Genomic DNA, 21,818 nt, shown 5'->3' on the forward strand with positions numbered 1-21,818 from the left:
CCAGCCCTTGATAGAAGCGCCCCGGAGTTGTTCCGTACGCCGGTATTGCCCACCTACGATCGGGGCATGACCGATCGCTTCATCGAAGTCTCCCTGGACAAGCGCGGCGTGAGCTGCACGGCCAAGTTGCTCGACGACCGCGCGCCGATCACCTGCAATGCCGTATGGGACGCGCTCCCACTGGGCGGCGACGTCTATCACGCCAAATACGCCCGCAACGAGATCTACGCCCTGCTCGCGCCGTTCGCCCCGGAGGAGCCGCCGCTGGAGAATCCGACGATCACTCCGATCCCCGGCGATCTGTGCTACTTCACCTTCACCGACACCCAACTGGGGACGAAGTCCTACGGTTACGAGACCCAGGCCACGCACCAGGGCCGCGCCACCGTTGTGGACCTTGCGCTGTTCTACGAGCGCAACAATCTGCTGATCAACGGTGACGCGGGCTGGGTGCCGGGCATCGTGTGGGGCAGTGTCGTCGACGGCCTGGACCGGATGGCCGACGCCTGCCAGGACCTGTGGCGGGCCGGAGCCCTGGGGGAGACCCTCAACTTCCGGCGGGTCTAGAGCCTGTCGTGGTCACCTCCCGTCGCCGTCCCCCTCCCTTGGGGGCGGCGACGGGACCTCGCGGTCAGCCCCTGAGGGCAGGCGGCGCGGGGATCTCCGCGGTCCCCGCTTCGTAGAGGGCGTGTGCGGCGCGCAGGACCAGCGCGTCCGCGTGCCGCGCGCCGACCAGCTGGACGCCGATCGGCATCCCGTCGCCGTCCACCCCGCAGGGCAGCGTCGCAGCCGGCTGCTGGGTGAGGTTGAACGGGTAGGTGAACGGCGTCCAGCCCGTCCAGCGGGTGTGGCCGGATCCGGGCGGTACCTCGACGCCCGCCTCGAAGGCGGTGATCGGCTCGGTCGGGGTCACCAGCAGGTCGTAGGCGCTGTGGAAGCGTCCCATGGCCTGACCGAGCGCCATCCGCGTATCGACCGCGGCCAGGTAGTCCAGCGCGCTGTAGCGGGCGCCCTGCTCGCAGATCTCCTGCAGCCCCGGGTCCAGCAGCGCCCGCCGGTCGTCGTCCAGATGCTGCACCACCCGGGCCGCGCCGCTGAACCACAGCGTGTGGAAGGCCTCCACCGGGTCCGCGATGCCCGGGTCGATCTCCTCGACGGACGCGCCGAGCCCGGCCAGCGTGTCAACGGCCCCCCGGACCGCCGCGGCGACCTCCGGGGCCACCGGCACCTCCCAGCCGAGTGACGGGCTGTAGGCCACCCGCAGCCCGGAGACCGGACCCGCCAGCGCCTCCCGGAACGACCCGCCGGCCGGGCCGAGCTGGGACCAGTCCCGCCAGTCCGCGCCGCAGATCACCTCCATCATCAGCGCCGCGTCCGCCGCGTCCCGGGTCATCGGCCCGACGTGCGCCAGCGTCCCGAACGGGCTGGCCGGATACAGCGGCACCCGCCCGTAGGTCGCCTTGAGGGCGAAGATCCCGCAGAACGACGCCGGGATACGGACCGAACCGCCGCCGTCCGTACCCAGACTCAGCGGCCCGGCGCCCAGCGCCACCGCCGCCGCACTGCCGCCGCTGGAGCCGCCCGCGGTGCGCCCCGGGTCGTACGGATTGCCCGTCACCCCGTGCCGCGGACTGTCGGTGACGCCCTTCCAGCCGAACTCCGGGGTGGTCGTCTTGCCGAGGAACACCGCCCCGGACTCCCGCAGCCGGGCGACCGACGGGGCGTCCTCCTCCCACGGGCCCTCGGCCCGCACCGTCCGCGAACCGCGCAGCGTCGGCACGCCCCGGGTGAGGATCAGGTCCTTGACGGTGACGGGCACCCCGTCCACCGGCCCGGCAGGCGTACCGGCCCGCCAGCGTTCCTCCGCTTCCCCGGCGGCCGACAGCGCCTCGTCCGGGTCGATCCGGGTGAAGCAGTTCGTCGCGGCCTGTGCGGCCTCGGCGCGCTCCAGCGCCGCCCGGGCCGCCTCGACGGGAGAGAACTCGCCGGCCGCGTACCCGGCCGTGAGCCGGGTGGCGGTGAGGTCGGCGAGGTGGGTCGGTTCGGTGGTCATACGTCCTCCGAGCGTTGGCCGCCCCGGGCGGGACGGTGGCGGGGCGGGGTGGCGCGCCCGGTCCGGCAGCCGGCGCCGTCACCGCACCGGTACGTACCCGAGCCTCTTGTCGACGAGGTTGTGCAGCGGCTTGCCGGCCGACCACTGGTCGAAGTTGTCCTGGAACTGCTCGGCGAGGGCGTCCCGCCAGCCCAGGGTGTCGCCACTCATATGGGGCGAGACGATCAGATGCGGGACGTCCCACAGCGGGCTGTCCGACGGCAGCGGCTCCTGCTCGAAGACATCCAGCGCCGCCGCCGCGATCCGCCACTCGCGCAGCGCCGCGACCAGGGCGTCCTCGACGACCAGCGGGCCACGCCCGATGTTGATGAACCGGGCCCGCGGTGGCATCCGGGAGAACGCCGCCTTGTCGAACAGGCCGCGGGTGGCCTCGGTCAGGGGCGCCGCACAGACCACCCAATCCGCCTGGGGCAGGAGGCCGTTCAGCGCCTCACTCGCATGGACCAGGCCGAATTCCGGGTCGTCCCGGCGCTCCCGGCGGCCGACCAGGTCGACCTTGACACCCAGTGCCAGGAGGGTGGTGCCGATGGCCCGGCCGATCGGCCCGGAGCCCACCACCACCGCCCGGCTGCCGGCCAGCCGCAGGGTCTCGCGGTGCTGCCAGCGCCGCTGCCGCTGCAGCTCCCAACTTCCGTAGAAGTCCTTGGCCATGGCGATCACCAGCCCGGCCACATACTCGGCGATCGGCTGCTCGAAGACCCCCCGGGCGTTGGTCACCAGGGTGTCGTCGGCGATCAGCGCCGGGCACAGCAGCTGGTCCACACCCGCGCTCGCGGTGTGCACCCACCGGGGCCTGGGGCCCTTCTCCGGCCAGGCTCTGCGGATCGCATCGGAGGTGAAATCCCAGGCCAACAACACGTCGGCGGTGGGGAGTCGGTCGGCGAGCGAATCCTCATCGGTGAAGATCACCCGAGCCCGGCCGGTGAGCCGGTCGAGCTTCGGCGGCGGGTCGGAACCGAGGACGAGGACGGTGCTTTCGGACATAGCCAGAAACCGTTCTGAAACGTGAGTCCCCTTTCATGGAAAGGGGCGCCGACAGATGCCTGGGATGCGAGGATTGACCACGCTAAGAAGTCGTATCTACCGTGTCAACAACGGCTCTGTTCCGACGTCCCGGCTTGATCCGGCTGCACCTCATCCCCGGCCACTGGCCTGGCCATTCCAGCCCTTCGTTTTTGTTCTAGGGGCCTTCATGGACGTCTCTTTTCTGGGTGGCCCACAGCCGCAGCTCGGCGTGGGCGTCGTCGCTCCCTTCGACTTCGCTCTCGACAGAGAGCTGTGGCGCTGGGTCCCCGACGACGTGTCCCTCCACCTCACCCGCACCCCTTTTGTGCCCGTCGAGGTCAGCCTCGATCTGGCCCGTCTGGTCAGTGAGCACGAAACGCTGCACGCCGCCGTCCAGGCGCTGTGTGCGGTATCACCGCAGGTCATCTCCTATGCCTGCACGTCCGGCAGCTTTGTCGCCGGGGTGGCGGGCGAGCGGGCCATGTGCGCCGCCATGGCCCAGGCGGGGGAGGTTGTCTCCCTCACGACATCGGGCGCACTGATCGAAGCGCTGCGCGAGATCGGCGCACGGCGCATCGCCGTGGTCACGCCCTATACGAAATCGGTCACCGATTCCCTGGAGGACTACCTCGGTGAAGCAGGCATCACGGTCACCGGCCGCGCCTACCTCGGGCTGACCCGGCACATCTGGAAGGTGCCGTACCGCGACGTCGTCGACATGGCCCGCGCGGCCGTCGTCGGCTCCGCCGACGCCCTCTTCATCAGCTGTACGAATCTGCCGACGTACGACGTCATCCCGCAGCTGGAGGCCGAGCTGAGGATGCCGGTGCTGTCCGCCAATCAGGTCACGATGTGGGCGGCGCTGCGTGCCATCGGCGTCCAGGCGGTCGGCCCGTACCAGGCGCTGCTCGATCCGGTGGCGCGCCGCGGCCCGGCCGCGATGACCGGATCGGAGCAGCCAGGACCGGGCGAAGGGCTGACGGGGGCGACCCCCGAGGCCGCCTTCGCCGGATCCGCCGCGGCGCCGGACGGGGAGGCCCTTGACGGTCTGGAACCCCCGGCCTATCCGCCCGAGGACACAGGAGGTCTGCCCCCGGTGTGAGGCGGGTGGGCACCTGCCCGCACCACCACGGATGCTGCCGGTGTGGTCCCGCCCGCCGGCAGCGCCCCTCCGCACCTCGATGCACCATCCCGTGAAGACACCCGCGTCGACGAATGCACCCGCATGGACGAATGCGCCGGTCTCCACGAACCACCCGTCTCCACGAACCACCCGTCTCCACGAACCACCCGTCTCCACGAACCACCCGTCTCCACGAACCACCCGTCTCCACGAACGCCCCTGCACCCGCAGCCGTACACGCAAGGGAGAACTGCATGGCATCGGTCGGCTTCCTCTACCCCGGCTACTCCGCGGAGGATGACTACCCCCGGCTCGAATCGCTCCTGGGCGGCGTGGTCCGTCTGCCGCTCGTCCACACCGACATCGGCGAGGACGCCCACCGGGTCGACGCGCTGCTGGAGATGGGCTCCGCCGGGCGGCTGGCGGCCGGCGTCGACGAGCTCAAGGAGCGCGGCGCCGAGGCGGTCGTCTGGGCCTGTACGAGCGCGAGCTTCGTCTTCGGCTGGGAGGGCGCGCGCGTTCAGGTCCGGGAGCTGTCCGTCACCGCCGGCCTGCCCGCCTCCAGTACCTCCTTCGCCTTCGCCCATGCCGTCCAGGCGCTCGGGGCCCGGCGGGTGGCGATCGCCGCCACCTACCCCGACGACGTGGCCGAGCGCTTCCACGCGTTCTTGAAGTCCGCCGGTACGGAGGTCGTCTCGACCCGCGGGAGCGGCATCATCACCGCCGCCGAGGTCGGCACCTGGGGCAGCGAGGAGGTGCTGGCGCTCGCGCGGGCGGGCGACCATCCCGACGCCGAGGTGGTGCTGCTGCCGGACACGGCACTGCACACCGCCGAACATCTGCCGGCCCTCGAAGCGGAGCTGCGCAAGCCGGTGCTCACCGCCAATCAGGTGACGGTCTGGGAAGGGCTGCGGCTGCTCGACCGCACGGTGGCCTGCCCGGTGCTGGGCACCCTCTTCTCGCGGACGGCGCACGTCTGACCCGGGAACGGGAACCGCCCCAGGCCCGGGAACCGACCCGGGAATAAGTGGAGAACGACTCCGGTTGTCCTCCTCGCAGACCACCGACGCGAGGAGGACCCGCACCGTGAGCGGCGAGCGAGACAAGGCCCGGGGCAGCGACGAGGCGATCCGCGAAAGCGGCGACGGCATACGGGGCGCGGCACCGGGCACCGCACCGGTTCCCCTCTCGGTGCTCGACCTGGTGACGGTCGGCGCCGGGCACACCGCTGCCGACGCGGTCCGTACGGCCGTCGGCATCGCCCGTACGGCCGAACGCCGCGGCTTTCACCGCTACTGGGTCGCCGAGCACCACTCCATGCCCGGCGTCGCCTCGTCCTCACCCGCGGTGCTGCTCGCCCACCTCGCCGCCCACACCGAGCGCATCCGTCTCGGCTCGGGCGGCGTCATGCTCCCCAACCACGCCCCGCTGGTGATCGCCGAGCAGTTCGGCACCCTGGAGGCGATGGCCCCCGGCCGTATCGATCTGGGCCTGGGCCGCGCGCCAGGCACCGACGGAGCCACCGCCGCGGCGCTGCGGAGGACGGAGCGCCTGCATGAGGGGGCGGACGACTTCCCCCAGCAGCTGGCCGAGTTGACCCGCTTCCTCGACGACTCCTTCCCCGACGGCCACCCCTACGCCAGGATCCACGCGGTCCCAGGACCGGTGCAGGCCACCTCGCCCGGCGGCGTCCAGTCCCGGCACCGGCCGCCCCTGTGGCTGCTGGGCTCCTCCGGCTTCAGCGCGCGGCTCGCCGGCTCCCTGGGCCTGCCGTTCGCCTTCGCGCACCACTTCTCCGCGGCCAACACCCTTCCCGCGCTGGACCTCTACCGCGCCTCTTTCCGCCCCTCCGAGGTGCTGTCCGAGCCGTACACCCTGATCGGGGTCGCGGCGCTCGCCGCCGAGGAGGAGCGGGAGGCCCGCCGCCAGGTGCTGACCGGCGCACTGTCCATGGTCCGGCTGCGCACCGGCCGCCCCGGCCTGGTCCCCAGCCCCGAGGAGGCCGAGGCGTACGGCTTCAGCGCCACGGAGCGGGACTTCGTCGACACCTGGCTCGGCAATGTCATCCACGGCACTCCGGACGCCGTCCGCCAGGGCCTGGACGATCTCGCCGAGCGCACCGGCGCCGACGAACTGATGATCACCGCCAATGCCCACGGCGGCCCGGCCCGGCTGCGCTCGTACGAGCTGATCGCGGACGCGTACGGGCTCCCGGGGTAGGGCGCCGGTTCCGGCCGCGCCGGCGAGACCCGTCCGCCTCCGCGCGGGCCCTCAGATACCCGTGTGCCGGCCCGCGTCGAGCAGGGCCTCGACCTGGTCGGGGGCCACGGGGCGGGAGTAGAGCCAGCCCTGCCCGGTGTCGCAGCCGATCCGGCGGAGCCGATCGGCCTGCTCGGCGCTCTCCACGCACTCGGCGGTGACCGTGAGGCCGAGCCGGTGCGCCAGCGCCACCAGCGCCTCCACGATCATCTCGTCCGCCGGGTTGGGGTGCTCCTGCGAGCGGAAGCCGCGGACGAAGGAGCCGTCCAGCTTCAGTACGGACACCGGGAGGCGGCTGAGGTAGGCGAGGTTGGAGTAGCCGGTGCCGAAGTCGTCGATGGCGATCCGTACGCCCATGTCGCTGAGCGCCTGGAGGGCCTGCAGCGGCCGGCCGGCCGAGCCCATCACGGCCGACTCGGTCAGCTCCAGCTGCAGCAGCCGCGGCGGCAGCCCGGTCTCGGCGAGGATCCCGGCGACATCCGCGACCAGGTCGGAGTCCCACACCTGACGTACGGCCACATTGACGCTGACGAACAGCGGCTGGCCGGGGTGCGCCAGCTGCCAGGCCCGTGCCTGGTGGCAGGCCCGCTCCAGGACCCAGCGGCCCAGCTCGACGATCGCGCCGTTCTCCTCCGCCAGGGCGATGAACCGATTCGGCGACAGCGTCCCGAACTGCGGGTGCCGCCAGCGCACCAGCGCCTCCACCCCCTGTGCCCGGCCGTCGTCCAGCCCGACCAGCGGCTGGTACTCCAGGGTGAATTCGCCGCGGTCCACGGCAGGGCGGAGGGTGCTGGAGAGCGCCTGCCGGGTCATCCGGTGGGCATTGCGCTCCGGGTCGAAGAGCGTCCAGCGGGCCTTGCCGTCCTCCTTGGCCCAGTACAGCGTGGTGTCCGCGGCCTGCATCAGGCCGGTCGCGGTGGTGCCGCCTGCGGCCCGCTCCACGACGCCGATGCTCGCCGACACCGACAGCCGCTGCCCGGCCAGGTCGAAGGGGCGCTGCAGCGCGTCCAGGACGCACTGGGCCAGCTCGGCCAGCTGTTCGGTGCCGGTGGAGTCCTCCACCAAAAGAGCGAACTCGTCACCGCCCAGTCGCGCGACGAGGTGCCCCGTCCGGCCCGGCCCGCGGTCCGCCGCGCTCTCCGCGATGCGCGTCAGCCGCTGGGCCACCGCGCTCAGCAGCCGGTCGCCGACGCGGTGCCCGAGGGTGTCGTTGACGGCCTTGAAGCCGTCCAGGTCGAGGTAGCACAGCCCGATCCGTCCGGTGCCGGACGGGGCGAAGGAGGCGGTCTCCAGCGCGGCGGAAAGCCGCTCGAAGAACAGCGCCCGGTTGGGGAGCCGGGTCACCGGATCGTGCATCTGCAGATGCCGCAGCCGGGCCAGCAGATCGTGCCGGTCGCTGATGTCCGCCACCGACAGCAGCATCCGCTCCTCGCCGCTGAGCGGTTCCGGCGTCAGCGGCTCGACGATCACCTCCACCCAGACGGAGTGCCCCTCGGGGTGTTTGAGGCGGCGGGTGCAGCGCATCCGGTCGCTGCGGCCGCACAGCACCTCGCGGTAGGCGGTCCACACCAGCGGGTCGGCGCCGAGGTCGGTGAGGTCCGCCGCGGTGGCGGCGACCAGCTCGGCCGGGTCGGCGCCGACCAGTTCCCCGAAGGCGGCGTTGGCCGCGAGGACCAGGCCGTCGCGGTTGAGGACGGCCATCGCCAGCCGCGCGGCATGGAAGGTGGCGCGGTAGTCGCCGAGCGAGGCCGCGGTGTCGTCGCAGCGGCCGGCGGGGGTGCGCCGGGCACCGGCGGATGCATTGGTCGTACCATTACGCTCCGTCACTGAGGGGAGCGTCGCTCCGGGCGTGCGGCCCGGACTGTCGGGGTGTCCGCTCACTGCTCGCTCCCGCATGGCGCTGTCTCGTGATGGAGGGGGGATCTCGCGCTGGAAAGTGTGGCGATCATAGAGGCTGGCGCAACGGCCGATCCAGCGACGCAGCCGTGATCATCCGCTCGCATGACGGATCTTCGGCCATTTCTGCCCGGGTCTGTTCGTGCCGAATGCCCCATTGGCTGTTTGTGACTTTCCGTTACGAAGCGAGGGAGGCGCGCCGGTCACTCTTCCGGGTCCGCAAAACAGGACGAATAGCATTAAATCGCCACAGGGTAGATGAGGTCTCCGAATCCGTCCCTGGAGGTAGATGTGCCGCGCGCCCGGACACCCGACGGGGTGGATCGCCGCCGTCTGCGGCGCGTCGCGGCCGTCGTCACCTCGCTGAGCGCGCTCATCGCGACCTCCATCGTCGCCGGACCCGCCACCGCCTCCGAGGCCGCCCTCTCCTGTGCCCTGGGGCGCACCGACGCGCACCACTCCGAGGGCCTGGACACCTGGAACGGCGCCTACCCGCGCCCGGACCGTCCGCTCAACGCCGTCATGATCTTCCTTTCCTTCCCGGATGCCCGGCCGTCCGCCGCCCCGCAGGAGCTCTCCCGCGCCTACTTCCCCGCCACCTCCGGCTTCTTCGACCGCGCCTCGTACGGGAAGTTCCGGCTGCGTCCGCACATCCAGCGCCACTGGGTCCGGATGCCCCGCCCGTCCGTCTCCTACGGGATACGGCGCGACTGGGACGCCGGCCGGCGCTCCGACTATCTGCGCGACGCGGTCGCCGCCGCCGACCCTTCCGTGGACTTCGGCCGCTACGACGTGGTCTATTTCGTCGCCGACCCGGACGCCCCCGGCGTCGACTCGGACGCCACCAAGGTCGTCAACCTCGCACAGCCGATGCACGCCGACGACCGCGATCTGCGCCGGTTCGTCACCGTCTTCGAGCAGAGCCCGCCGGACCGCAATGTCCTCGCGCACGAAACCGGGCACGTCTTCGACCTGCCGGACCTCTATCACCGGCCGCAGAGCGGCAAGGGTGACTGGGACACCTACGTCGGTGACTGGGATCTCATGGGCAGCCAGTTCGGTCTGGCGCCCGACCCCTTCGCCTGGCACAAGTGGAAGCTGGGCTGGATCGCCGACAGCCAGGTCGACTGCGTCGACCTGACCAGCCCCGCCCCGCACTCGCTGCGTACGCTGTCCGCCCCCGAGGAGCCCAGGGCCCAGCGCCGGCCGCGGCTCCTGGTGGTCCGTACGGGGCCCGACAGCGCACTGGCCATCGAGGCACGCGGTGCCATGGGCAACGACCGCTCCCTGTGCACCGAAGGTGTCCTGGTCTACCGCGTGCGGAGCGAGACCCCTTCCGGATCGGGGCCCGTGCAGGTCCTCGACGGGCACCCGGGCACCTCGGCCTGCGGGGGCACCTCCGTCTATCCGCCGCTCGCGGACGCACCGCTGGGCGTGGGGGAGAGCATGGACGATGTCCGGGACGGCGTGCGCATCCAGGTCGCGGGGCGGACGACCGACGGGGACTGGGCGGTCAAGGTCGGGCGCGGCTGACGCCCGCCGGCGGACCGGGGTGAGGCATACGGCCGGCGGGGAGCGAGCCGGGCGGTATACGACGAAGGCCCCCACCGGAGTGGAGGCCTTCGACTGTCTGTGCGCCGCCAGGGACTCGAACCCCGGACCCGCTGATTAAGAGTCAGCTGCTCTAACCAACTGAGCTAGCGGCGCCTGCTGACGGGGAAAACATTAGCATCATGGTCGGGGAGGGCAAAAATCGGTTTGTCTCAGCCCGCGGTCAGCGCCGGAATGCGGTCCTGAGCTGTGGTTCCCCGCCCGGGGCCGGCCAGGGAACGGGCGGCGCGCACACAGGCCCACAGCAGCACGTCCGGACCGGGCAGCCAGGGATTGCGGACGTCCGGCGCCACCAGCCAGCGGGAGACGGACGGGCCGGCCACGTCCCCGGCGGCCGGGAAAGGGGTGGCGTCGGCGGGCACGGCCCCGGCGGCTGTCCGGCGGGGGTGCAGGGGCGGGACGGTCACCGCATCGCCGCTGCCGTGGCACAGCAGCGGGGGGACGGCGGCGGCCCACTCCTCCCAGACGAGCAGCGCCGGCAGCCGCTGGGCCGTCCCCGGGGCGGCGAACAGCAGGATGCGGCCGCGGTGTGCCGCCACCGGACCCGAGCCGGGGCCGTCGGACCACAACCGGTCGACCATGCGGCGCCCGAAGAGTGCCGGGGCGTTGATCACGTCGAAAGCGGTGCCGCACGGCAGTGCGCTGGGGGCGGCCGGGCGGGTGGCCCACAGGGTGTGCATCTCGTCCGGACGGGGGCTGGCGGAGGCGAGCCAGTCGGCGCCCGCGAGGGTGACGTACGCCGCGGTGGGAAAGGCCAGGGTGCGGGGGGTCTCAGGCAGCCAGTCGGTCATGGGGGACAGGTCTACCGATGCGGCGGGCGCCCACTGAGCTGATTGGTGGAAAACGGGACGGGGCGCCGCGGGAGCCGGTATCTTGCGCCTCTTGCATATGCCAGCGGCTCATGATCATGGACCATGAGCCGTAGTGAGGCGGGTGGTGCGGAAGTTGCTCCCGGGGCGGCCGACGGGCCGGGGTGCTCAGTCCGTCTCGCCCGGCAGGGTGCTGCTGCTGCGCATCAGGCTGCGGCCGAACTCGATCATTTTCTGTGCGTAGTCCTCGGTCCACTCCGCCTGCTCGGCGAGCGTGGCCAGCGGCATCCGGTCGAACCGGCTGGGGTCGGCGAGCTGGGCGGCGGCCAGCGCCTGGAACTCCGTGGCGCGGTCGGCCGCGGCGCGGAAGGCGAGAGCCAGCTCCGTGGCGCGGCCCAGCAGCTCGCGCGGGTCCTCCATCGACTCCAGGCCGAAGAAGTGCTCGGGGTCGGTGACGGCCTCGGGCGGCTCGAAGAGCAGCTGCGCGGGCTTCATCCGCCGTGGTCCCGGGGCCGTACCACGCGGGTCGGGAGCCGGTCGCGGCTCGGACATGTACCTACCTCCAGATCGTGTGCCGCATTCCATTGTCCCGCCCCGCGCAAGGGGGCAGGCGCGGGTGTCCGCCGCCGTCTCCGTTCCACGGCCGGCGAGGGGACGCCACGCCTCTCGGCACGCCACGCCCCCTGCGGACGTCACGGCCTCCTCAAGGACGCCACGCCACCCGGTGTTCCGCCAGGTGGGCGAGGACGGCGTGGTTGGCCTCCCAGCCGTCCGGGAACTTGACCGTGACGCCGAGGCGCACCGGCTCGGTCGAGGGGTGCTCGTCCAGCAGATCGGCGACGCCCGCCCGGCAGACCACGATGCAGGCGTGCCGGTGCCGGGAGGCCAGCACGCACAGCCGGCCGGTCTCCAGATGGAACGCGGTGGCGTCGGGGCGGCCGGAGAGCGGATGCAGGACGACCGTCACATCGAACTCGCGGCCCTGGAGACGGTTGGCGGTGTCCACCGCGACCCCCGAAACCCCCAGTTCGGCGAGCGCGGCGCGGACGGCCGCCGCCTGGTCGCGATGGGCCGTGCCGACCGCGATCCGGGCCGCCGTGAGCGGCACCGGGACGGCGGCCCCGCCGTCCGGGTCCCGCCGGGCCTCGCTGGTCGCGGCGCCGCCGCGGTCCAGGAGCCGGCGCACGACCTGGGCCACCGCGCGGACCGCCTCCGGGTCCGTACGCGGCGTACGGCGGGCGGGGAGTTCCAGCAGGCCCCAGCCCGACTCCGCGGCCTCGTCCAGGACCCGGTCCACCCCCGAGCCGTCGCCCGGCACCCCGAACGCCAGCCGGCGGTCGCCGTGGCCGGTGCCGCTGCGGAACGGGGTGTACGGGTAGAACGCGGCGGAGACCAGCGGCGCGGCCGAGGCGGGCAGCCGCCAGGAGACCGGCAGCCGGTGCTGCGGCAGATCGGGGTTGTGGGCCAGAAGGGTGGACACCGCGCTCGCGGACGGGTCGTACGCCAGCCCCGCCCACTGCTCCGCGCCGACCACGCTGAACGGGTCCAGCTGGCCGGGGTCGCCGACGAACAGCGCCCGTTCGAAGAGCCCGGCGACGCTCAGCAGCGCGTCGGAGCGCATCTGGTAGGCCTCGTCCACGATGGCGTGCCGCCAGGGTTCGTCGACCTTGGTGTAGGCCCATTTCGCGGCCGTCGACACGACGATGTCCATCCCGGCGAGATCGGCGGCCTTCGCGGACGTACGGACCGCGGGCAGTGCGGCCAGTGCCGGGTCGAACGCGCCGGGCTCGCTGCTGTGCAGCCGGCCGACCGGCAGGTCGGGGTCCTTCTCGGCGAGCCGCAGCACGAGGTCGTCGACCTGGGCGTTGGTCTGCGCGACCACCATCAGCGGGCGTCCGGCGGCGGCCAGTTCGCGGGCCGCCCGCACCACGAGGGTGGACTTGCCGGCGCCGGGCGGGGAGTCGACGACCACACCGCGCCGGGAGCCGTGCAGCGTGTCGTGCAGGATCGCTTCGGTGGCCGCGGCGGCCGCCGCGGCCGGATCGAAGCTCTTGGCGGCGGCGGCGGGCGCGGGCGCGGGGGAGTCCTGAGGGGCCGTCATACGGCAATGCTCTCCGGGGCGGCCGGGTGCCGGGGGCGGTTCACAGGAAGTCCTCCGTGGTCACGGGGTCGGGGGCGTCGTACGGCGCCTGCGCGGGGCCGGCGGGCCCGGGCGGAGGGCCGCCGTGGGTCCACGGCGTGTCCTCGGGGTCCGGGAGCTCCGGGCCGCCGCGCGGGGCGTGTTCGAACAGTGTCCAGCACACCGTGTCGTCCGGCTCCGGCACCGAACCGGGCTCGGGGGTCTTCCCGCGCCCCATCCCGCCCGTCAGCCGCACCACCAGGGCGCCCGGCTCCCCGGCCGCGGGCGCGACGCATTCCGCGGTCTGCGTCCTGCCGTCCGCCAGGGGGCGGTAGAGCTTGCCCCCCTCGGACAGCTGCGGGCGGTCGGCCGTCCACAGCGTCACCAGCGGGCGCGGCATCGGCCGCTTGCCCTCGGAGAAGGCCATTTCGACGGCGGTGACCGTGCCCTGGAACGCCTCGCCGGCCAGCCGCCGCCCCGCCATCACCAGCGGATCGTCCAGGGCCTCCTGGGCGTCCAGTTGCGCCTGGGCGGTCTCCCGCGCGGACAGTTTCTGTGCGGCGGTGACCGCGTCGTCCTGTCGGGGCTGCGGGGGCTCCCCGGCGCGCACCCGGTCGCGGTGCGCCGTGTACGACCAGCGGTCGCGCTTCCAGCGGTCGGCGACCCGGGCGCCCTCGGGGAGCGCCCGCAGCAGGTCGAGACCGTGCCAGACGGCGTCCCAGGCCGGCCGCAACTGCCCCTCGACCAGGGCGCGGAGGGCGTCCTCGGCGCCCGGCAGCCCGGCGTCGTAACGGGCCATCGCGGGAGCCAGCAGCCGGTTGTCGAACGCCGGGTCGGTGGCCGGGCCGGCCGGCGGGCACAGCAGCTGTCCCGCCGCGTCGCGCGCCGACTCCGCACGCTCGGCCGCCTCCCGGCCCGACATCCCCGGCGGCGGGTCGATCCAGGAGAGCAGCGCACCCAGGTGCTGGTCCTCCAGCACGCTCTGGCCGGTCGCCCAGTGGCGGGTCAGCAGGCCCGTCATGGACAGCAGCAGGCTCGCGCCCGGGACCCGCGCCCGCTCGCCGAAATGGGTCAGCCAGCGGCCCAGCAGCGGGACGTGCGGCGGCGCGGGGTACGGCGCCTCCGGCTCCTGCTCGGCCGTGCGCCGGAACCGCATCGAGCGTCCCAGCAGCCGGACGAATTCGATCCCCGCGGCGCTCGGCACGATCAACTGCGGTGCGTCCGCACACAGTTCGACCTGCACCGGGACCTTCTTGCCGGTCTCCGGATCGGTCTCCTTGCGCTCCTCCCACCCGATGGCGTCCGCGTAGCCGTCCACATACGGCAGCACCGTCTCCGCCAGCTCGGCGAGGAACGCGAACCGCAGATCGCGGTCGCGCGGCTGCGGAACGGCCAGCAGCACCGGCTTCTCGCGGTCCGTGCCGACCAGCGCGCCCAGCGGGGCGCCGGCCTCGCCCGCGGTCGTCAGCGGGACGAAGACCAAAGGGCGCCCGGACAGATGGCGGTGCAGGGCCGTGCAGCGCGGCTGCGCCCGGCCCGCGGCGACCGCCTCCATCCGGGCCAGCGTCTCGATCAGCGACATCCCGGTTCCTCCGTCCGCGGCGCCGGCACGACGGCGCCGGCCAGCGCCTCGGCGCGCAGCGCGGCGGCCCGGCGCAGCGCCACCACGGCCGGGTCCGCTTCGCCCGGTCCCTCCCCTTCGCCCGGGTCCGCGGGGTCCGTCCCGTCCGGGCCGGCCGCCGTCAGCACCTCCTCGATGGTGCGCAGGCCGCCCAACTCGCCCCGTACGCCGCGCCCCAGCGCCTCCACCGCGCCGTCCTGACGGGCACGCGTACGGCAGTGGAAGGCCAGCTCGCAGGCGGCCAGGCACTCGGGGGCGTAGGCCGCGCCGACCGCCTCGACGGCCTCGGCCAGCTCCTCGGGCGGGCGGGTCGCCGTCTTCCCGTCGTCCGCGAGCCGCAGGTCGAAGGTGGTCCGTGCGGGCAGATCGGCGGCGATCTCCTCGACCCGGGTCAGGCGGGCCAGCTGCCGCCGGGTGGTGGCCAGTTGCCTGCGGACGTCGACGGCGGCGGCCGTGGGGAGGTTGGAGAAGTCCTTCGGGCACACCAGCAGCACCCGGTCGCGGACCCGGACCGTGCGGCCGGTGCGGGCACCGGCGTGCCGGGCCACCGGCTCCAGGGCCAGGACGTACACCGCCGCCTGCCGTGCCGCGGCGCCCACCTTGGCGGCGTCCGCCGAACCGTCGATCATCGGGAAGGACTTGATCTCGACGACCGTCCAGCTGCCGTCCGGATGCACCACCACCGCGTCCGGCTCCACATAGGCGGGCGAGCCGGCCACCTCGACGGCCAGCATCGGGTGGTCGAGCAGCGCCCAGCCGCCGGCCGCGGTCGCGTCGCGCAGCGCGAGCGCCGTGCGCGCCGCCCGGCCCGCGGGCCCGGCCGCGGACAGCTCCGGGGCGGCGACCTCCTCGGGCACGGGCGCGGGGGTGCCGGGCGCCAGCCGCTCGTGGACCAGCCGCAGCAGTTCCGTGCCGCCGTCGGCCTTCACCCGGGCCTCGAAGGCAGTGCCGCGGACGAGGGCGAACTGGGACTGGCCGTACGCGGCGGGCGAGCCCAGGGCCCGGGCCAGCGCGCCCTTGTCGATGCCCGCGCCGTCCAGCAGCGCACGGCGGTGGCAGCCGGGGTTGGCGGCCAGCGCGGCCAGTGCGCGGGCGTCGAGGGGGCGGGGGTGCACGCCGGGGCCGCGCAGCTCGGTGAGCCTGGCCCGGCCCACGCGGGGAGCTGCCTCCGGCGGCCGGCTCGGTGCCGCCGTCGGCGGCTCGCCCGAGGGGGCGGCCGGCGCGGGGCGGCTGTCGCGGAAAACGTTCACCCGCGGAAGTCTCGCATCCGGCACTGACATGCGGGGGGACCGCCCACGGACCGGCCGTCGGCGGAGACCGCTCCCGGCAGCCGCCCGTACGCCGTACGGCCTCGCTGGCCGGCCGGCCCCGGGCACGTCCCGGGCAGACCCGTGGGCAGACCTCGGCCCCCCGCTCCCGGACCGCACTCCCGGCAGGGAGCGGGACCCCGCCGCCGGTCAGGGGCAGGGCGGCCGCCCCGGCCGGGGACAAATCGACCCGATGCGCGATGATGGAAAGCCCGCGGTCAACGCCGCCCGCACCGAGAACGACCAGCCGGGAACCCGGCGAGAGGTACGACCATGGCACCGCGCATTTTCCTGGCCAGGCACGGGCAGACCGAGTGGTCCCTGTCCGGCAGGCACACCGGCCGCACGGACGTCCCGCTGCTGGACGAGGGCCGGCGCGGCGCCAAGCTGCTGGGCGAGCGGCTGCACCGCGCCCCCTGGGAGGGCCTGCCGGGCGTCGAGGTCCGCACCAGCCCTCTGGTGCGCGCCGAGGAGACCTGCGAGCTGGCCGGTTTCGGCGACCGGGCGCAGCACTGGGACGCGCTGATGGAGTTCGACTACGGCGCGTACGAGGGCCTGACGCCGGCCGAGATCAAGTCGGGGCGGCCGGAGTGGCTGATCTGGCGCGACGGTGTGCCGGAGGGCGAGACGCTCGCCGAGGTCGCCGCGCGGGCGGACGAGGTCGTCGACTGGGCGCGGTCGGCCGGCCGCGATGTGCTGGTCTTCGCGCACGGCCACATCCTGCGTGCCCTCGGCGCCCGCTGGCTGGGCCTGGACATCTCCTTCGCCGCCCGGATCCGGCTGGAGCCGACCTCCCTGTCGGTGCTCGGCTGGGCCTACGGCGAACCGGCGATCGAGCGCTGGAACGACACCGGACACCTCGGCTGAGGGGCGCGGCGGAAGCCGCCGGGGGAGGGCGCGGGGGGAGCTGCATGGCCCGGCGCCCTCAGCCGCCAGCCGCCAGCCGTCAACGGTCAGCCCTCAGCCCGCAGCCCTCAGCCGTCCGAGGCCGGCCCCGGTGTCCCGTCCTCCTCCGATACGGCCGATGCCGCGTGCCGCTCCAGGAAGCCGGCGACCGCGCCGCAGTTGCGGTGCGCCCGCAGCGTCCGGGCCGTGCCGTCGAGCATCGCCCGGATACGGGCCGAGCGGACCTGCTCCAGCAGCGTCAGCACCCGGCCCCCGGCCGCGGCGGCCTCCTCGGGCTGCCCGCTGTCCGCGAGATTGCCCGCGAGCTCCGCGGTGAACAGGGCGATATTGCGGGTGAAGTGAGGGTTCTGCAGCGCCACCGCCCGGCGCGCATGCTCCACCGCACGCCCCGCCTCACCCAAGGCCGACCAGCACTGCGCCTCCAGTCCCGCCAGTTCGGCCTCGCCGTAGAACGACATCCACTCCGGGTCGCCGTCCCGCGGCCCGCCCGCGAAATGCCGCTCCGCCCGGGCCAGCGCCTGCTCGCAGCCGGAGCGGTCCGCCAGCACCGCCCAGCCGCCCGCCTCGCGCAGCGCCAGCAGCGACAGCAGCCGCGGCGAGGCCAGATGCCTGGCGGCCTGCTGGGCCGCCTGCGCGGCGCGCACCGCCTCGCGCGGACGCCCGGCATCGCGGGCGAGGAAGGCCGTATTGCAGAAGGCGTGGGCCTCCAGGGCCGCATCGCCGCAGACCCGGGCGGTGGCCAGCGCCTCCGCGTAGTGCGAGCGGGCGTCGCCGAAGCGGCCCGAGTCATGCGCCAGCCAGCCGACCGTGATGGCGAGTTCACCGGCGCCGGCGTGCAGCCGGTCGGACACCGAGCGGCGCTGTACGCCCGCGTCCAGCAACTCGTAGGCGGCGCGCAGCGGCTGGGTGGCGCGGCGGTAGATGCCCTCCGCGCCGTGCCGGTCGTCCAGCAGCCGGAGCTGCCGGACCGCCTCCTCGACGGCGGTGGCCTCGGCGGCACCGGCGCGGCCGCCGGCCGCGGCGCGCGGGCCCGGCACATGGGCGGATGCGGCGGCGGCAGCGGCCTCGATGGGGTGCAGTGCGGCAAAGCCCAGGGCTGCCGCCGGGCCGCCGGTGATGAACGCGCGACGCAGCACGTCGCTCTCCTCGTGGATCTGGATACAGGTATCGCGGTGGTCGGGGTCGGTTGCCAGGGGCGCGGCGCCGGCCGCCGCGGTACGCGCCCCCCGTCCGCGTACCGCCTCGCGCGGCGCGAAGCCCATGTCGGGCAGCGTGAGCCCGGGGAACATGTGCCGGAACACCCGCTCGTAGGCGTAGTTCGGACACCGGATCTCCCCGGACTCGACGCGGCCCACATAGCGGGCGTCGCACGAGACCTGTTCACCGATCTCACGGGCGGACCGTCGGACCGCCGCCGCGAACTCGCCCGGTGACAGCCGGCCGCGCAGCTGTCGGAAAGCGAGGTTCGGGCGGGCGGGTACGGTGCGGGACGACGCTGAACTTGCTCGTGGCGACGCCATGGCGGACCCTCTCCGTGCCCTCTCCGTGCCATCAGGTGACGATGCCGCCTCCTGGCGGTGCGGCGGGTTGACCGTACCGGCTGTGATGGCTCCGATACGCAGAGTTTGGCCACAAATCGGATATCTCGCGTGCGATCTGCCATGAACTGCCATCCTTTGCAGCGTTACGCCGCCGTAGCTGTTGACACGCCTGACCGTTGAAGTCGGTGTAAAGGGTCGGGTGTGTGCAGGAGGAGGGGTTCTCCGTGTGGGAGACCGGCGTGAGCAGGGGCGGCAACGGGTCCGCGGGCCAGGCCGTCGCAGACGGGGCACCGGCCGTACCGGCGCAGGCGTGCGACCTCGTGACGGTGCCCGCCCGGCAGGGACTGGAGGCCGTGGACATCCTCCGGCTGCGGGACGGTGTCGGCCCGGTCCTGCACGACGGGGTCTGCGACACCCTCGGCTTTCTGGTGCCCGCGGGTACCGCGGCGGGCTGGGACGTGCCGGGCAGCGCGTGTACCCAGACCTCCGGGAGGGGCATCGCGCTGGGTGCGCTGTGCGGGGAAGGGGCCGCGGCGCACCCGCCGGTCACCGGCAGCGGCTGGCTGGTGTCCCCGGAGGGTGCGGGCGCCGCGGCCACCGACCCGGCCGTACTGCGTGCGGCACTCGGCGAAGCGGCCCGCACCATCGAGGCCGTCGACCGCTGTCAGTGAGACCGGCCGCCGGGCGTGCGCGCCTTACGTCTCCTGCACGGCCGGTGCGCTGTCCCTCGCCGGGCGGGGGATGGTGGTCGCGCCGCGCCGGTCGCCGAGCCGGCGCTGTACGCCGCGCAGCAGCCGCGTCGCGGTGAAGGCCGCGCCGTGGACGAAGCGCATCGACGGGCCGAACGACGGGGCGGTCAGCAGCCCCGCGAAGAACAGCCCGGGCCAGGACGACTCGAAGCAGGAGCTCAGTTCGGGCGCCCGGCTGCCGCCCACCGTCCGCAGCGTGGTGCGCACGGAGGGGACGAGCAGCCGCAGCCGCCCGAGGTCGGGGAGGAACCCGGTGGCCGCCACCACGTGCTGGGTGTCCAGGGTCTCGGTACCGCCCTCCGCGTGGGTGAGGTGGAGCCGCACCCCGTCGTGGTGAGCGGCCGCCGCCCGGATCCGGTGGTTCAGCAAGGCCGGTACCGCCTGCTCGAAGCGCTCCCGCAGCCACCAGGCGCCGGCCGGGCCCGGCGCCGTCTCGGCGATCCGTACCCGGGTCGCGGCGGGCAGCCGGCGCACCGCCCAGGGGGCCTGCGACCACAGCCGGTTCGGCCAGCCGGTGCCCAGTGCGGAGTGCGGGGCGCGCAGCGCACGCAGCCGGCCGCGCGCCGGCGGCGGCGGGGAGTTCCAGCGCAGCCGGTCGGCGCGGGCCACGAGGCGGGGCAGGGCGCCCTGTTCGGCGAGCAGGGCCGCGGTCTCCAGCGCGGACTGGCCGGCGCCGAGCACGGTGACGTCCTGACCACAGAAGCGGCGCAGGTCGCGGTGGTCACTGCTGTGCGAGGCGAGGTGCGGGGGGAGTTCGAGCAGGGGCCAGGGGCGGTTGACGAACGGCATCACACCGACGGCGAGCGCAACGGTCCGGGCCGCGATCCGCTCGCCGGTGTCCGTGTCGACGTGGAAGCCGTCGCCGTCCGGGCGTACGGAGGTGACGGTGACCTCCTCGATCTGCGGTACCGCCTGTTCGCCGAACCATCTGCCGTATGCGGTGAAGGTGTCGAGCGGCAGCGGGACGCCGTGCTCGGCGGCCAGGTCGTGGGCGGCGCCGTACGCGGCCGGGGTGTGGCTGCCGTCCGGGTCGGAGAGCGGGGAGGCCCAGGGCTCGGAGGTGAGGAACATGCCGTCGGGCATGTGGTCGCGCCACGTGGCCATCGGCCGGCCCAGGACCCGCAGCCGCAGCCCGGCCGCCGCCGCATGTGCGGCGATCGAGAGTCCGTAGGGGCCGGCGCCCACCACCACGAGGTCGTACATGGAAGCTCCCTGCTCTTTCTCTTGGTGCGGTACGGACGGAAGCGACCGCGGGGGCGGGGCCGGCACACCACCGGGCGGAGGGGGGACCGGTCCGGACGTGCCTATCTGTTCGAGAGCGGGGACGGGTCGGGCGACCGGGACGGATCCGGCAGTGAGACGGCCGCCGCGGACAGCGCCGCCGAGCGGCCCTGCGGCAAAGGCACCGCAGCGGGGCGCCGGCGCCGGGCCGGGGCGGCGGCCACCGCCTGCTCGTACACGGACATCAGCGCCTCGGCGCTGCGGGTGATGTCGTAGCGCCGCACCACCGGCGGAACCGGCAGCCGGCCCGGTCCGTGGCGTCTCAACTCCCTCAGCGCGGTGCCGAGTTCGTGGACGCCGAGGCTGAAGCGGCGGGCGCCGGGGGCCTGGTCGGCGGGCAGTTCGTCGACCGCCGGGCAGCTGCCGTAGAGCACCTGCAGCCCGGACCCGAGCGCTTCCAGGACGGCCAGCCCGAATGCCTCGTCCGGGGAGGGCGAGACGAAGACGTCGATGGCCGAGAGCAGACCGGGGATGTCGGGGCCTTCGGTTCCCTGGCCGTGGGCTGACTGGCCGTGGGGTCTTCCCTGGCCGTGGGCTCCCCACGTGGCGGTGCCCCGCCCGTCGAACGCGGTGTCGAGCGCCCCGTCGCGCTCGCCCAGCAGATGGATCCGGTCGCCCGAGCCGAACTGCTCCGCCATCCGGCGCAGCGTCTCCCGCTCCGGCCCCGCACCCGCCAACAGCAGGTGTACGCCCGGCAGCTGGGTCACCGCCCGGACCAGCACATCGAACCGCTTGCCGGGCACCAGCCGGCCGGCGCCGCCGACCACGAACGCGTCCAGCGGCAGCCCCAGCCGGGTGCGGACCAGGGCCCGGGCCGCCGGATCGAAGGCGAAACGGTGCGCCTCGATGCCGCCCGGCACCACATGGATGCGCTGCTCCGGTACGCCCCAGCGGCGCAGCCGGGCGGCGACGGTGTCCGAGACGGCAACCGTCGCCGTTCCCAGCCGTTCGGTGGCCCGGTAGAGCGTACGGACGCCCCGGGTCAGCCGGCGGCCCTCGATGACCGCGTCGCCCAGCGAGTGCTCGGTGGCGACCACGGCCCGCACGCCGGCCATCCGGGCGGCGATCCGGCCGTAGACGCAGGCCCGGTAGAGGTGGGTGTGCACCAGGTCGTAGCCGCCCTCGCGGATCAGTCCGGCGAGGCGGGGGAGGGCGGTCAGATCCCGGTTGCCGGTCATTCCGAGGTGGGTGACGGGGGTGCCGTCGGCCTCGATGCCCTCGGCGACCGGGCCCGGACGGGTCAGGGTGACGACCTCGCAGTGCGCGGGCAGCCGGCGCAGCAGCAACCGCAGCTGCTGCTCGGCGCCGCCCACGTCGAGGCCCGTAATGACGTGCAGAACCTTCACCGGATGCCTCCTGGGGTAGCGGCCGGGGTGGTGGTCTCGTAGGGGGCAGCACACCGGGGTGCGGCGGGTGCGGCGCGTGTTTGTGGTGTGGCGCCTTTTTGCGGTGCGGCCGCGATCGCCAGGGCACCGGCG

18 protein-coding genes and 1 tRNA gene are annotated in these 21,818 nt (G+C 74.0%); 7 read left to right on the forward strand and 12 right to left on the reverse strand.

The window, feature by feature from the left end:
• Window positions 1-66 precede the first annotated feature (66 nt).
• Window positions 67-567: a DUF3830 family protein gene (locus tag OHS81_RS23605; protein ID WP_328386657.1), complete on the forward strand. Its 501-nt coding sequence runs from the start codon at window positions 67-69 to the stop codon at window positions 565-567.
• Window positions 568-631: 64 nt separating this feature from the next.
• Here the strand turns inward: OHS81_RS23605 and OHS81_RS23610 are convergent, their stop codons facing one another.
• Window positions 632-2,053: an amidase gene (locus tag OHS81_RS23610; protein ID WP_328386658.1), complete on the reverse strand. Its 1,422-nt coding sequence runs from the start codon at window positions 2,051-2,053 to the stop codon at window positions 632-634.
• Between the two features lie 78 nt (window positions 2,054-2,131).
• Complete coding sequence (locus OHS81_RS23615) at window positions 2,132-3,097, reverse strand: D-2-hydroxyacid dehydrogenase (protein WP_328386659.1); 966 nt, start codon at window positions 3,095-3,097, stop codon at window positions 2,132-2,134.
• Window positions 3,098-3,305: 208 nt separating this feature from the next.
• On the opposite strand from OHS81_RS23615, the gene OHS81_RS23620 reads away from it, so the two are divergent.
• From OHS81_RS23620 to OHS81_RS23630, 3 genes are all read left to right on the forward strand, one after another.
• A complete protein-coding gene (locus OHS81_RS23620; protein WP_328386660.1) occupies window positions 3,306-4,220 on the forward strand; it encodes a maleate cis-trans isomerase family protein in 915 nt (304 codons plus the stop codon).
• Window positions 4,221-4,495: 275 nt separating this feature from the next.
• Entirely contained in the window at window positions 4,496-5,221 is a 726-nt protein-coding gene (locus tag OHS81_RS23625) for a maleate cis-trans isomerase family protein (RefSeq protein ID WP_328386661.1), read from the forward strand.
• Window positions 5,222-5,327: 106 nt separating this feature from the next.
• Complete coding sequence (locus tag OHS81_RS23630; RefSeq protein WP_328386662.1) at window positions 5,328-6,461, forward strand: LLM class flavin-dependent oxidoreductase; 1,134 nt, start codon at window positions 5,328-5,330, stop codon at window positions 6,459-6,461.
• A 51-nt stretch (window positions 6,462-6,512) separates the two neighbouring features.
• Here OHS81_RS23630 and OHS81_RS23635 read toward each other — a convergent pair whose 3' ends face one another.
• Complete coding sequence (locus OHS81_RS23635; RefSeq protein ID WP_328386663.1) at window positions 6,513-8,327, reverse strand: putative bifunctional diguanylate cyclase/phosphodiesterase; 1,815 nt, start codon at window positions 8,325-8,327, stop codon at window positions 6,513-6,515.
• 360 nt (window positions 8,328-8,687) lie between these two features.
• Between OHS81_RS23635 and OHS81_RS23640 the strand changes: the two genes are divergently transcribed.
• A complete protein-coding gene (locus tag OHS81_RS23640) occupies window positions 8,688-9,929 on the forward strand; it encodes a M6 family metalloprotease domain-containing protein (RefSeq protein WP_328391381.1) in 1,242 nt (413 codons plus the stop codon).
• 100 nt (window positions 9,930-10,029) lie between these two features.
• Here the strand turns inward: OHS81_RS23640 and OHS81_RS23645 are convergent.
• The 6 genes from OHS81_RS23645 to OHS81_RS23670 form a co-directional block, all read right to left on the reverse strand.
• Window positions 10,030-10,103 (reverse strand) — tRNA-Lys (locus OHS81_RS23645).
• Window positions 10,104-10,159: 56 nt separating this feature from the next.
• The gene (locus OHS81_RS23650; RefSeq protein ID WP_328386664.1) at window positions 10,160-10,798 is read right to left on the reverse strand and encodes a bifunctional DNA primase/polymerase; all 639 of its coding nucleotides are present in this window, start codon (window positions 10,796-10,798) and stop codon (window positions 10,160-10,162) included.
• A gap of 186 nt (window positions 10,799-10,984) precedes the next feature.
• Window positions 10,985-11,368 carry a hypothetical protein gene (locus tag OHS81_RS23655; protein WP_328386665.1) on the reverse strand — a complete coding sequence of 128 codons (384 nt, stop codon included), beginning with the start codon at window positions 11,366-11,368 and terminating at the stop codon, window positions 10,985-10,987.
• A gap of 151 nt (window positions 11,369-11,519) precedes the next feature.
• Entirely contained in the window at window positions 11,520-12,917 is a 1,398-nt protein-coding gene (locus OHS81_RS23660; protein ID WP_328386666.1) for an AAA domain-containing protein, read from the reverse strand.
• 40 nt (window positions 12,918-12,957) lie between these two features.
• Window positions 12,958-14,517 carry a hypothetical protein gene (locus OHS81_RS23665; RefSeq protein ID WP_328386667.1) on the reverse strand — a complete coding sequence of 520 codons (1,560 nt, stop codon included), beginning with the start codon at window positions 14,515-14,517 and terminating at the stop codon, window positions 12,958-12,960.
• Window positions 14,508-15,836 (reverse strand): hypothetical protein, encoded by a 1,329-nt coding sequence (locus OHS81_RS23670; RefSeq protein ID WP_443058755.1) that lies wholly within the window; start codon window positions 15,834-15,836, stop codon window positions 14,508-14,510. Before OHS81_RS23670 ends, OHS81_RS23665 begins: the two co-directional genes overlap by 10 nt.
• A 300-nt stretch (window positions 15,837-16,136) precedes the next feature.
• Between OHS81_RS23670 and OHS81_RS23675 the strand changes: the two genes are divergently transcribed.
• On the forward strand, window positions 16,137-16,730 hold the full coding sequence (locus OHS81_RS23675) for a histidine phosphatase family protein (protein ID WP_328386668.1): 594 nt from the start codon (window positions 16,137-16,139) through the stop codon (window positions 16,728-16,730).
• A 107-nt stretch (window positions 16,731-16,837) separates the two neighbouring features.
• On the opposite strand, the gene OHS81_RS23680 is transcribed toward OHS81_RS23675, so the two are convergent.
• A complete protein-coding gene (locus tag OHS81_RS23680; RefSeq protein WP_328386669.1) occupies window positions 16,838-18,289 on the reverse strand; it encodes a tetratricopeptide repeat protein in 1,452 nt (483 codons plus the stop codon).
• A 245-nt stretch (window positions 18,290-18,534) separates the two neighbouring features.
• Between OHS81_RS23680 and OHS81_RS23685 the strand changes: the two genes are divergently transcribed.
• Entirely contained in the window at window positions 18,535-18,981 is a 447-nt protein-coding gene (locus tag OHS81_RS23685) for a hypothetical protein (RefSeq protein WP_311626541.1), read from the forward strand.
• Window positions 18,982-19,005: 24 nt separating this feature from the next.
• On the opposite strand, the gene OHS81_RS23690 is transcribed toward OHS81_RS23685, so the two are convergent.
• Entirely contained in the window at window positions 19,006-20,262 is a 1,257-nt protein-coding gene (locus OHS81_RS23690) for an NAD(P)-binding domain-containing protein (RefSeq protein WP_328386670.1), read from the reverse strand.
• 101 nt (window positions 20,263-20,363) lie between these two features.
• On the reverse strand, window positions 20,364-21,686 hold the full coding sequence (locus tag OHS81_RS23695; RefSeq protein WP_328386671.1) for a glycosyltransferase: 1,323 nt from the start codon (window positions 21,684-21,686) through the stop codon (window positions 20,364-20,366).
• Between the last annotated feature and the right edge of the window lie 132 nt (window positions 21,687-21,818).

The organism is Streptomyces sp. NBC_00400 (assembly GCF_036048035.1).
Taxonomy (GTDB): domain Bacteria; phylum Actinomycetota; class Actinomycetes; order Streptomycetales; family Streptomycetaceae; genus Streptomyces.